The sequence below is a fragment of the Bradyrhizobium sp. 21 genome (assembly GCF_023073335.1).
GTDB lineage: Bacteria > Pseudomonadota > Alphaproteobacteria > Rhizobiales > Xanthobacteraceae > Bradyrhizobium.
In genome coordinates, this window is the sequence record NZ_JADPJG010000006.1 from 265,523 (window position 1) to 277,226 (window position 11,704).

Genomic DNA, 11,704 nt, shown 5'->3' on the forward strand with positions numbered 1-11,704 from the left:
CGCACAAGCGGAGCATGAGCGAAGACACAAGCCCGCCCCGCACATTCAAAGGCCTCTTGCGTTGGGCGACCACGCCGCCGCAGGCTTGGGGCGTCTATCTCCTCGCCATCATCCTGGTCTGGCTGATCTCGTTCTATGCCGGGTCACTGAAGCCGAAGAAGACGCCGGAGGGCGGGCCACCGCCGGTCGCGGCGCCCCGCTGATGCATGATCCGGCCGTCGCGCCTTAGGCGGCCCGGACGTCCTCGACAAAGCTGCCCACTTCGCTCGTCAGTTGCTCGGCCTGCCGCGACAAGCCGTCTGCAGCACTCAGCACCTCGGTCGCCGCGACGCCCGTTTCCGTTGCCGCCTTGCTCACACCACTGATGTTCGCCGTCACGTCCTTCACCGATTGCGACGTCTGCTGAACGTTGCGGGCGATTTCCGCCGTCGCCACGCCTTGTGCCTGGACTGCCGTCGCGATCACGTTCGAGATCGAGCTGACCTCTTCGATCGTCCCGGCAATTGCGCGGATCGCGTCGACAGCCTCCTTGGTGGCGGTCTGAATTTGCGCGATCTGGGCCCCGATCTCCGCAGTCGCCGCTCCCGTCTGGGTCGCCAGCATCTTCACCTCGGAGGCGACCACGGCAAAGCCTCGTCCGGCATCTCCGGCCCGCGCCGCCTCGATCGTCGCATTCAAGGCCAGCAAATTGGTTTGAGCGGCGATGGCCTGGATCAAGGTCACCACCGTCCCGATCTTCTCGGCGCCCTCGGCCAATGTCTGCACGATCTTGTCGGTCCGCTGCGCATCGGCCACCGCCCGGCCGGTGATCGTCGAGGATTGCGCGACCTGGCGGCTGATCTCGCTGATCGATGCCGTCAGTTCCTCGGCCGCAGAGGCGACCGTGCTCGCGCCCACGCTCGCCTCCTCAGCCGCCGCCGCGACCGTTGTCGCCTGCCCCTTGGTCTGCGTCGCGGTCGAGGACATCGATCGCGCCGTGGTCTCGAGCTCGGTCGCCCCCGACGCCAGCAGCGCCACCATGGCCCCCGCCTTGGTCTCGAAATCGCGAACCAGGCCTTCGAGACGCGCAGCGCGCTTCTCCTTGACGATCCGGTCGGCGGCCTGCTCTCCAGCCAGTCGATTGGTGGTGGCCATGGCCTCCTTGAACACCTGCACCGCGAGCGCCATGCCGCCGATCTCATCCTTGCGGGCGGCAAATGGCACCTCGGCCTCCTCGTTGCGGGCAAGCCGGGCCATGACCTCCGACAGCTTCGAGATTGGCGTGAGCAGATGGCGCACGAGCAGCAGCGATGATGCTGCGGACAATCCCAGAACGACCAGAATGGCCGCGCCGGCGAACAAGATGCCCCCGAACCCATTGGCTTCGTCCTGCTCGGCCACGGCCTGCGCGTCGCGAAGGGCGGCATCGCGGATACCCAGCAGCGAAGCGTTCGCGCCCGTGGCGGACTTGCGCCATTCGTCCACCGACACCTCGTAAGAGGTGCCGTTGAACGCGGCCCTGGTCAGTCCGTCGCGCAGCGGCTTGTCCGAACCGAAATAGCGATCCCTGGCGGTGCCGACGCTGGCCCGCGTGTTCTTGGGCGCGTGAACGTCATCGCCGCGGTCGACGATCTCAACCCAAAGCCGCGCCATCTGGCCGTTCGCAGCACTGAGTTCGTCCCGCTCCGCCAATGTGGCCGGACGGCCTGAGGTCACGAGCCCCGAAATCAACAGCGAGACCTGGCCGGCGGTCTGCCGGATCACCCAGCCCTTCTGCGCGACATCGAGCAGGTTGCCCGCGGTGGTGCTCAGCCGCATCGTCGCCTTGATGCCGGACTCCAGCAGTTCATTCAGGCTCGCCATGGCCTCGGCGTAGTCTCGCATGGCCTTGGCCGCTATGCCCGCCGGGCGCTCGTTCAGCGGCTTCTGCCAATAGGAAGCGGCCTCCTCACGCGCGGCCGCAATCTTCGATGCGGCCGCCTTGACCCGCTGGGTCAAGTCAGCGTCACCGCGGGCAAGCGTCTCCAGTTTTGTCAGTGCCTCGTCGCTCGTTCGGCGATTGTCGGCAAACTCCTTGAGCACCGCATCATCCGCCGCGGATTTCCCGAGCAACGCCCGATTGACGGGACCCCGCTCGATGGTCAGGTTGCCGACGGCATCGAAGCCGGCGGCCAGGCGGGTCTCCAGGGCGTGCGCCGCGATGGCGTTCTGGTAAGCGCTCCAGCGTTCGCTCAGTTGAAGACCTGAGGTCAGTACGACGACGCCTGACATCAGGGCCGCGATGGCAATTCCCGACTGCTTGATAGACACGCGCCAGCCCCTCATTCGCATTCAAGCCCGGAAGGTGGGGCCCGGCGCTCGCCGGTCCTCACGCCGCCCGCGCGTCCCCTCATTTCAGTTCGAATTCGACAAGCTCGACGGTCGATGTCCCCGTGTTTCGCACCGTCCGTACCGGGCCGGTGTTTTGCCACGCGAAATCACCGTATTTCAGGTTGAGCTTGTGGTCCGGCTTGCCCTGCACGCCTTCGACCAGCACGCCACCCTTCACCACGATGCGCACGCCGGGCGCCGCCTGCTGCATCGGCGGCGCAACCTCGCCCGGCGGCAGGATCAACCGCCAGGCCTGCACGCGGTGGTTATCCATGACCGACACATAAGGCTCGGGGCGAGCTAGCGGTGAAAAGCGGCCCGGCTGCGAGTCGAACAGCTCGAAGCCCATGATCCGGAAATCGCTGGAGCCGACATTGGCAACCTGGTGCACAATCGGCTGCTTCGTGTAGTTGGTGAAGAGCACTTCGCCGACCTTGCGCGGCGTGATGACGGGTTTGCCGCCGAGCGGGGTCCCCTCCGCATCCGAGACGGCCATGTACACCTGCGCGAAGTCTCTCGTATGCCGGTGATAGGCCGCGATCTGTCCGGGCGGGATCGTGACATTCATGAACTGCAGATATTCGTTGCTGAACGTCTGATCGTGAAAGCTCGCAAACTCGACGGGAACGATCTCGGGATCGGAGGCGGCGCTCACGCGCCGCGGCAGTGCAGTCGCTCCAAGCACCGCGCAACAACCGCACAAGAACTGACGCCGCCCCATCGCATTCCGCATATCCTTGCCGCCCTTTGAATTATGCACGCCAGCATGCATATGGGCCGACTCTTTAAAGTACGCTTAAGTGAAGGCCTGTGCGGGATTTCAGAGAACGCATGGCCGGTCTCTTCGAACGACATTCCTGTTCGATCATCGATGCCGAAACTATGGGCACAACAATAACCACGCTCCGCATCCACCCGCCTCGGCCTGCACGAATTGCGGCAAGCGGACGTCGCGCTGGGCCGAGTTGATCACATCGCCTTCGTCTCGCCGGTCGCAATCCAGATTCCGGCGAAGACCGCGATCAACCCGATCAGGAGATTTGGCGTGATCGGCTCGCCGATCAGCAGCGCGGCGAGCAAGGTGGCGGCGATGGGGTTGACCGTCATCGTATTGGCGACACGGGTCGGAGTTGCCCTCGCCAGCGCCATGACCCAGAGGATGAAGGCGAGCGCGCCGCCGCCAATGCCGAGATAGACGCCGGCAACCCACTGCGCGCTCGTGAAGTGATCGAGCGCCGCGAAACTGCCTTTCATCAGGCCCGCCAGCACCAGCACGGCGGCACCCGCGCCCATGCCGATCGTGAGAAAGCCGAGCGGGCTGGAGCGCTGCATCAGCGGTCGCGACAGCACGTTGTAGAACGCCATGCAGAACACGGCGCCGGTCATGATCATCTCGCCGCGCCAGGCGCCCGGCGGGCTCTGCGCCAAGCCTGCGGCCAGTGCTCCCGCCACGCCGAGCACCGCGATGCCGACACCAACGACCTTGCGCGCGGTCAGCCGCTCGACGCCGAGGATCGCGCCGACCACCATGGTGTGGAGCGGCAGCGTCGCCAGCGCGAGGCTGGCGCGCGCCGCGGTCGTGTAGGACACCGCGATGTTGTAGAGGATGAAGAACAGGCCGAAGAAGCAGACGCCGAGCAGCATCACCGCCGGCCAGTCCGACCGCTGCGGCCAGCGCACGCGGAGCATCAGCGCACACGGGAGGAGGCAGAGAAACCCGATCCCCCAGCGCAGGATCGCGAGCAGGATCGGATCGGCGCCGCCTACGAGATAGCGGGTGATCGCCGCGGCGGTGCCGCCGAGACTGCTCGACACCAGTGCGATCGCAACCCCGGCCCACTCGCCCACGATCGTCTCCCGCCCCGGAGCTTTGCGCAGCGCCTAGCACGACGCTGCTGCCACCCTAGTGGCAACAGGGGCGTTCCGGGAAGCTAGTCGTAAAACTCCGGTGCCATCTTCTGGCTGTCGCGCTGGGCCTTGTCGTGGTTGATCCAGAGCTGCGCCTTGTCCTTGGTCAGCGTGTCGGCGATCTTCTGCATCGAGGCCGCGCTCTGGTCCTTGCTGGCGTTCATGCTGGGCACCCGGCGGTTGTCCCAATTGTCCTTGAAGTGCACCGCATCGCCGGACAGCACCACTGCGCCGGTCTTCGGCAGCTTCACCAGCAGCGACTGGTGTCCCGGCGTATGGCCGGGCGTCGACAGGATGGTGACGCTGCCGTCGCCGAACACATCCTTGTCGCCCGACAGTAGCTCGACGGGATGTGACGGCTTGAAGCGCGGCTCGTTGTTGGCGCCCGGCCAGTCATACTCGGCCTTCTGCACGTAGAGCGTGGCCTGCGGGAACAGCTCGACATTGCCGGTGTGGTCGGGATGGGTGTGCGAGACCGCCATCGCCTTGACGTCACCGGGCTTGATGCCGAGCTGTTCGAGCTGGGCGGCAAGGGTCTTCGGCCTTCGCCAGGTGACGGCCTTGGGATCGGCGGGCGGCAAGCCATTTGGCATGGCCGCAACGGAATCGGCGATTCCGGTGTCCCACAGGAACCAGCCTTTGGTGTGCTTGATGAGATAGCAGCTGTCGACGAAGTCCATCGTCTTGCCCTCGTTCAGGCCCGGCGTCCAGCGCGAGATGTCGCCGGCGGTGCCCTCACCGCAATTGAGGACGTAGAGCTTTTCGACACCGGTCTTTTCCGACTGCGCCAGCGCCGCAGCGCCGGAGAGAGCCAGTGCAGCGATGGCGAGAGCGAGCTTGATCCTTGGCATCTTTTGTTTCTCCCTTGCAGCCATGTCCTTTTCAGCCATGTCGGCTGTGACCGAGGATCAACCCCGGCCCGTTCGCAGAATTCCGTAAGCCGCGTTAGTGCGAGCAGGTCTCGACCTCGACCGTAACGTGGCTCAGCCCCTTCAGCCCGGCGAGCCGCCGCTTGTAGACGGCCGGCGGCTTCGGCTGGTCCGACACCACCGAGAGCAGCACCGCGCAATGGCCGGGTCCAACCTGCCACAGATGCAGATCGGTGACGCGGTCGTCGCCGATCTCCATCCGCGCGCGGATGGTGCGCTCGAGCTTCTCGTCGGCGCGCACGTCGAGCAGCACCGCGCCCGATGTCTTGACGAGGCCGAATGCCCAGCTTGCGATCACGGCACTGCCGATCAGGCCGACGGCCGGATCGGCCCAGACCCATCCGGAAGACATGGCGACCGCGAGCGCGGCGATCGCCAGCACCGAGGTCGCCGCATCCGCCATGACATGGACGTAGGCGGCGCGGAGATTGTTGTCGTGGTGGTGATGGTGATGATCATGGTCGTGATCATGATGCTCATGATCATCATGGGCATGGCCGTGATGATGGTGATCGTGGCTGCCGCGCAGCAGCCACGCGCTGGCGAGGTTGACGCACAGGCCGAGGGCGGCGACCGCAATCGCCTCGCCATAGACGATCGGCACCGGCGTGAACAGCCGCAGCACGCTCTCATAGGCGATCTCGACCGCGATCAAACCCAAAATGATCGCGCTGGCGAAGGCGGCGAGATCGCCGAACTTGCCGGTGCCGAAGGTGAAATGCGAGTTCCCCAGGTGCCGGCGCGCGAAGCGATAAGCGAACGCGGCAATCCCCAGCGCCGCCGCGTGCGTGCCCATGTGCCAGCCGTCGGCCAGCAGCGCCATCGAGCCGAACAGCGAGCCGGCGACGATCTCGCCGACCATCATGACCAGCGTCAGGACGACCACGAGCCAGGTGCGCCGCTCGTTCTCGTCGTGCTTGTCGCCGAGGAAGGCGTGGTCATGGGTCCATTGTTCGATGGAGTGGGAATGCATCGAATTCTCCAGAAGATTCAGGCTGTCGGCGGCCATTATAGACGGGCGGAGACCCATTTTCTAAGGCCAATCGTCTTCTATGGCCCAATCGTCCTGCGGATTGACAGTTCCGCTTTGTTTCGCTGTAATCTGCGCCATGGGGATTTGAGCGATCTCCCCACGAGGCGACATGCCCAAGTATCGCGTCCCGTTCGGTTTATGCGAGGACGCATCAACATGCCTACGTTCACCACGATATCATCCGATAAACTGGCGCGCCTGATCGGCACCGCCAACGCGCCTGTCCTGATCGACGTCCGCACGGAGGAGGATTTTGCCGCCGACCGGCGGCTGATCCCCGGCTCGATCAAGCTCAGCCACGAGACCGTTGCGGAATGGGGCGGCGAGTTCGCCGGCCGCTCCGCCATCGTCGCCTGCCTGCGCGGCGCCAAGCTCGCGCAGGGCACGGCGGCCTGGCTCAGGCAGCTCGGCGCTGACGCCGAAACCCTGGAAGACGGCTTCGAGGGCTGGAAGGCGGCCAAGCTGCCGCTGGTCGACGCCCGCAAGCTGCCGCCGCGCGATGCCAAGGGCCGCACCGTCTGGGTGACGCGGGCACGTCCCAAGGTCGACCGCATCGCCTGTCCCTGGCTGATCCGCCGCTTCGTCGATCCCAACGCGGTGTTCCTGTTCGTGGCGCCGTCCGAGGTGGTCGCCGTCGGCGAGCGCTTCAACGCCGCCCCGTTCGACATCGAGAACGTATTCTGGAGCCACCGCGGCGAGCTCTGCACCTTCGACGTGATGATCGAAGAGTTCGGCATTGCCACGCCGTCCCTGCTCCGCCTGGCAACACTGGTGCGCGGGGCCGACACCGCGCGGCCCGACCTGGCGCCGGAAGCACCCGGTCTGCTCGCGGCCTCGCTCGGGCTGTCGCGGATGTATGACGACGACCTCGAGCAGCTCGAGGCCGGCATGCTGCTCTACGACGCCTTCTACCGCTGGTGCCGCGACGCGACGGCCGAGACCCACAACTGGCCGACCAACAAGGTGAAGGCGTAATGGATGCACGTCACCTTCAAACGGGAGCTGATGCCGGTCACGGCATCAGCTTCAGTGAAGCCTTTCGCGTCTGGCTCCGCGTCGCCTCCTTAAGCTTTGGCGGGCCCGCGGGCCAGATCGCGGTGATGCACCGCATCCTGGTCGAGGAGAAGAACTGGATCTCCGAGGGCCGTTTCCTGCATGCGCTGAATTACTGCATGCTGCTGCCGGGACCGGAGGCGCAGCAGCTCGCGACCTATATTGGCTGGCTGATGCACCGCACCGCCGGCGGGCTGATGGCGGGCGGGCTGTTCATCCTGCCCGGCATCATCGCCATCATGGGCTTGAGCTACGTCTATGCCGCCTACGGCAATGTCAGCTTCGTCGAGGCGCTGTTCTTCGGGTTGAAGGCCGCTGTGCTGGCCATCGTCGTCGAGGCCGTGGTGCGCGTCGGCAAGCGCGCGCTGAAGAACCGCATCATGATCGCGCTCGCGGCAATCGCCTTCGTCGCGATCTTCTTCTTCGCCGTCCCCTTCCCGATCATCATCATCGCCGCCGGCGTGATCGGATATATCGGCGCAAGGCAAGGCCGTCCGGAGTTTGCCCCGGCGGGTCACGGCCCCGGCGCCAGCAGCGCCGTGGTCGACAGCATGCTCGGCGACGCCGTGCCCGAACATGTCCGCCCCGACACCGCGCGCGCAATCCGCGTCGGCGCACTCTGGCTCGCGCTCTGGCTGGTGCCGGTGATCGCGCTGTTGCTGGCTCTCGGGCAGGCCAACGTCTTCAGCCAGATCGCGCTGTTCTTCTCGAAGATGGCCCTGGTCACCTTCGGCGGCGCCTACGCCGTGCTGGCCTACGTCGCCCAGCAGGCGGTCGAGCATTATCACTGGCTGAAGCCGCACGAGATGCTGGACGGCCTCGGCATGGCCGAGACCACGCCGGGCCCGCTGATCATGGTGCTCCAGTTCGTGGGTTTCATGGCGGCCTACCGCGACGCAAGCGGACTGTCGCCGATGCTTGCGGCCACATTGGGCGGATTGCTCGCGACCTGGGTTACCTTCACGCCCTGCTTCCTCTGGATCTTCGTCGGCGCGCCCTATATCGAGCGCCTGCGCGGCAACACCGGGCTAGCCGGCGCGCTCAGCGCGATCACCGCTGCGGTGGTCGGCGTGATCCTCAATCTCTCGATCTGGTTCGCGCTGCACACGCTGTTCCGCGAGACCGTGCCGGTTCACGCCTTCCCGCTGAATTTCGACATGCCGGTGCTGACCAGCGTCGACGTCCCGGCGCTGCTGCTGTCGATCGCGGCCGCAACGGCGATCTTCCGGTTCAAACTCGGGATGCTGACGGTGCTCGCCGGCAGTTGTGCTGCCGGCGTGGCATTGCGGATGGTGGGGATGATCTAGGAAGTTTGCTCATAGGGTACGCCGCGTCCGGTTTGTTGTCGGAGGCGACGTTGCAGCCGACGGGGCTGCATCGCGGCTTTGAACTAAGAGGCGCATGGCGTTTTGCCGGCAGATGGCGTTGGATTGATGCAATTTGAACCGTTTGAGCAAGTGGTGGTTTTGCTTTTCTTGCGCCGCGCGCTGAAATGGCGCTACCCTGTATAGAGATCCTCATCGGCATATTGTTTTGGGCAGCTGTAGCTATTTTGTTGGGTGTGCTTATCGTTGCATTTTTCGCGCGCTGACCGTCCGTTGATAGTCAGCTCTGGCTCATAAGCCGTCGGTGATGCCCCAGCGATACGGCTTCCGCCTTGCCCTCCAGAAGCCCTCTATGAGCCTTTGCGTTGGTCGCGGCTTCAATGCCGGTCCATCCCGGCAATGACGCCAAGAATGCAGCCGCTGAAGAAAGAGGCACTAAGCATCATGAGATTGGCCCTTGCGCAGGGACCAAGCTTGTCTTGAACATGATCAAATCCGATCAGCCCCGGCAGCGTACAAAATAGAGCGCCGAATGCGGGCCAAAGCGCGTATCATATATCTCCAGACGCTTCAGAGTGACGATCGCTCTTATCGGTTTCTTTCAAACGATTGCGGACGATATCCTCCACGTGGGCCGTCCAGTCTCGCAGTTCATTGTGCCTTTCCTTTTCTCGACTTAGTCGGATCAACAAGTCCTTGAAACTTGATCGTGCAGTAGGAATATCCCCGAGCTGTTCTCTGCAATTGGCAATGGAGAACAAGGTTTCACTATAGAGGCGACTAACATTGAATGTATGATTGCGCAGCTTCTTCAATCTCGAAATAACAATCTTGAACTGCTCCAAAGATTCCCGAAAATTGTGCCGCCCGAGCAGAACGTTCGCTCCGTCGTACTGAAGTTTTGCCAATTCAATTTGAGCGTCGTCATCGATTTTCCCATTAAAGCGTTCGATGAATCTTTTATATAGTCCAGGTAGATCGTCTTCTTCGTTTGGAAAAGCTCCAAAGTACCCTTGGTGTGCAGCGCAAAGGACCCGAAACGTATCCCGCGAAGGTGTTGACGCGTGAAGAGCTTCGCATACAGCAATAGCCCGCAGGAACTCTACTCTTGCCTCGATACGACGCCCGAGCTTCATCAAGGTTGTGCCGAGCATCCCCAAGGATTTGAGCTCTGTCTCGGCGTCGTTCGCCTTCACTGCCGCTTCGGCAGCAAGACGGTATAGGCGCTCCGCCTCATCCCACAGTTTATATTGGAAGCATATCTGCGCGATTCTGACGGCCTCAGGCAGTGACGGGACCTCACCGCCAACCGCGATCGCGTCAGCGATTCGATCTGCCTTTTCCTTCGCGTTGCGTGCAACGTCAGCAACTTTTCCACCGAGTTGTCCAACTTGAAGCTTCTTGACGATTGTATCGTCGCCGTGCCCAAAAAGGTGGATAGCCTTCTCGAATTCTGCCCAGGGAAGCGCTCCTGCCAATTGAGCCGCAACGATGTCGCGCAACCAGCGGGACGTGAGTGTTCGTTCCAAGTCGTCGTCCGAAATGAGGCTATTCGGGTCGACCGCAATATCCGACGTTTCATTGCGCGTGTGATCGAAGTAAAAGATTTCGACGTTCCTGCTGCGAGAAAAATCTTCGATCAAAGGTGGACCGTCCCAAGCTCCCCGTTCTGGCAGGGGGAGATCGGGAAATGCGCTGCGCCAAAGCGGTCGATAAACCAGTGTGTCTGGAATTAGCAGACCAGCTTTCTGTCTGATGGTGCGAGACGCCTTCGCTATAGCTTCAGGTAGCCTAATCAGTTCGAGCGGCCGAGGGCGCACACCTTGGGCTATTGCGTCTCGATAGTTTTCGAGACTTGCTTCAAATTCAGCCGCTATTGAGCACGTAGAAAATAACTGGAGAACCTGGACGGAAGGAAGATATGCCGGGCATCCCGTGAAATTCCAGGCCTTGACCGACTCGAACGAGGGAGCACTATCCGGCACAGACCATCTGTACACCACGCCCTGCGATGGCGGACTTGAAAGCTGAAAATAGGGGATGAATTGCGTGCTACCGCCGCTCGGGCTCCATTGATAGCTAGCGAAGGCTGCTGCGATATCGGGATCGACAGTTACGTCTAGACTTTCAGAATTTAAGCCTGCTTGCTGGCACAGGATCTCACCCAGGCCGTATCCAAGCCAAGCGTAGACTAGATGTCGAACGCGCATCCTCATGTCATCGATCGCAGAAATATCGGAGAAGGCTGAGCCTGATTGCTCGAACCGAACGAATTTGACCGGTTCAACTTGTCTCAAGGACGATCGCTGAATGTCTATCGGCTCCCTCACGCTCTTTCGGTATCCGGAAGGCACCAAAGGGCTTCCGTAAGAGCGGACCTGGCCACGATATACGTATCCAGGCCTGTGCTGGCTCCGCAAATTGTTTAGCAGATCGGCAAGGTTCATCTGACCTCACTTTGCTTAAAACATCTCGCGTTTCAGCTCGCAACCCGCAAGGCCCAAGCTAGCATCATATGATGCTTCACACGTAAATGGCTTTTACGATGTGAATTAGGTCACAGCGCTCAAGCAAATCAAAAGTAGAAGATCAGCTTCAGGCAAATCCGTTCAACTTCCCTTTAGGCTTCCGCAAACCAAGCGGGGCGACTTCCGCTTTGCCCTCAGAACCTGCCGTTGATGAGTACGCGCCCTTCAGGCAAAAATTCGTCACCTACCTCGTCGCACCCTTGCCCGTCGGGCAAAACAGCCGCGACATCCGGGCCCGAGACAAGGGGCGGATCGCGATCGTCACGAACCGCGGGCTGGGCAGCGGTGGACGCGACGGCGTCGAGCGTAACAGGCATGCATTTCTATCGTGCACGGACCTGCGGGTGCCAGCCGGCGCCCGGCCTTCCCTGCGCCCTTGTTTCCACAAGGGCGATGCGACGAAGCAAAACTCGGGCAGAACAGGCCGCGAGATCGCAGCCGCACGTCCGCTGTTTGAGGCGTGTATCGGCGCGACGGCTGGTCTTGCCCTACTCCCGCTGTCGTCGCCCGGCTTGACCGGGCGACCCAGTACTCCGAGGCAGTCGTGATTGAGGAGACAGGCCGCGGCGTACTGGATGC

Annotated in this window: 10 protein-coding genes; 3 read left to right on the top strand and 7 right to left on the bottom strand. The window is 62.7% G+C overall.

Going from position 1 to position 11,704, the window contains the following annotated elements; translation table 11 throughout:
* Positions 1-14 precede the first annotated feature (14 nt).
* On the top strand, positions 15-203 hold the full coding sequence (locus IVB31_RS11025; RefSeq protein ID WP_247321704.1) for a hypothetical protein: 189 nt from the start codon (positions 15-17) through the stop codon (positions 201-203).
* A gap of 22 nt (positions 204-225) precedes the next feature.
* Here the strand turns inward: IVB31_RS11025 and IVB31_RS11030 are convergent, their stop codons facing one another.
* The 5 genes from IVB31_RS11030 to dmeF form a co-directional block, all read right to left on the bottom strand.
* The gene (locus tag IVB31_RS11030) at positions 226-2,289 is read right to left on the bottom strand and encodes a methyl-accepting chemotaxis protein (protein WP_247321706.1); all 2,064 of its coding nucleotides are present in this window, start codon (positions 2,287-2,289) and stop codon (positions 226-228) included.
* 79 nt (positions 2,290-2,368) lie between these two features.
* Positions 2,369-3,004: a hypothetical protein gene (locus IVB31_RS11035; protein WP_247321708.1), complete on the bottom strand. Its 636-nt coding sequence runs from the start codon at positions 3,002-3,004 to the stop codon at positions 2,369-2,371.
* 314 nt (positions 3,005-3,318) lie between these two features.
* Positions 3,319-4,197 (bottom strand): DMT family transporter, encoded by an 879-nt coding sequence (locus IVB31_RS11040; protein WP_247321710.1) that lies wholly within the window; start codon positions 4,195-4,197, stop codon positions 3,319-3,321.
* An 83-nt stretch (positions 4,198-4,280) separates the two neighbouring features.
* Positions 4,281-5,108, bottom strand: coding sequence for an N-acyl homoserine lactonase family protein (locus tag IVB31_RS11045; protein ID WP_247321711.1), 828 nt, complete (start codon positions 5,106-5,108; stop codon positions 4,281-4,283).
* A 94-nt stretch (positions 5,109-5,202) separates the two neighbouring features.
* On the bottom strand, positions 5,203-6,159 hold the full coding sequence (gene dmeF / locus IVB31_RS11050) for a CDF family Co(II)/Ni(II) efflux transporter DmeF (RefSeq protein ID WP_247321722.1): 957 nt from the start codon (positions 6,157-6,159) through the stop codon (positions 5,203-5,205).
* Between the two features lie 216 nt (positions 6,160-6,375).
* On the opposite strand from dmeF, the gene IVB31_RS11055 reads away from it, so the two are divergent.
* Both IVB31_RS11055 and chrA read left to right on the top strand, forming a co-directional pair.
* Positions 6,376-7,194, top strand: a complete 819-nt coding sequence (locus IVB31_RS11055; RefSeq protein ID WP_247321724.1) for a chromate resistance protein ChrB domain-containing protein — start codon at positions 6,376-6,378, stop codon at positions 7,192-7,194.
* On the top strand, positions 7,194-8,579 hold the full coding sequence (chrA, locus tag IVB31_RS11060; RefSeq protein WP_247321726.1) for a chromate efflux transporter: 1,386 nt from the start codon (positions 7,194-7,196) through the stop codon (positions 8,577-8,579). Before IVB31_RS11055 ends, chrA begins: the two co-directional genes overlap by 1 nt.
* A gap of 569 nt (positions 8,580-9,148) precedes the next feature.
* On the opposite strand, the gene IVB31_RS11065 is transcribed toward chrA, so the two are convergent.
* Together IVB31_RS11065 and IVB31_RS11070 are read right to left on the bottom strand one after the other, a co-directional pair.
* Complete coding sequence (locus IVB31_RS11065; RefSeq protein WP_247321727.1) at positions 9,149-10,894, bottom strand: tetratricopeptide repeat protein; 1,746 nt, start codon at positions 10,892-10,894, stop codon at positions 9,149-9,151.
* A gap of 365 nt (positions 10,895-11,259) precedes the next feature.
* A complete protein-coding gene (locus IVB31_RS11070) occupies positions 11,260-11,442 on the bottom strand; it encodes a hypothetical protein (protein ID WP_247321728.1) in 183 nt (60 codons plus the stop codon).
* Positions 11,443-11,704 lie beyond the last annotated feature (262 nt).

Excerpts from the sequence above, each read along its gene's own strand:
- IVB31_RS11025 (WP_247321704.1), top strand. The coding sequence starts at position 15 with ATGAGCGAAGACACAAGCCCGCCCCGCACATTCAAAGGCCTCTTGCGT.
- IVB31_RS11045 (WP_247321711.1), bottom strand. The coding sequence starts at position 5,108 with ATGCCAAGGATCAAGCTCGCTCTCGCCATCGCTGCACTGGCTCTCTCC.
- dmeF (WP_247321722.1), bottom strand. The coding sequence starts at position 6,159 with ATGCATTCCCACTCCATCGAACAATGGACCCATGACCACGCCTTCCTC.
- IVB31_RS11055 (WP_247321724.1), top strand. The coding sequence starts at position 6,376 with ATGCCTACGTTCACCACGATATCATCCGATAAACTGGCGCGCCTGATC.
- chrA (WP_247321726.1), top strand. The coding sequence starts at position 7,194 with ATGGATGCACGTCACCTTCAAACGGGAGCTGATGCCGGTCACGGCATC.
- IVB31_RS11070 (WP_247321728.1), bottom strand. The coding sequence starts at position 11,442 with ATGCCTGTTACGCTCGACGCCGTCGCGTCCACCGCTGCCCAGCCCGCG.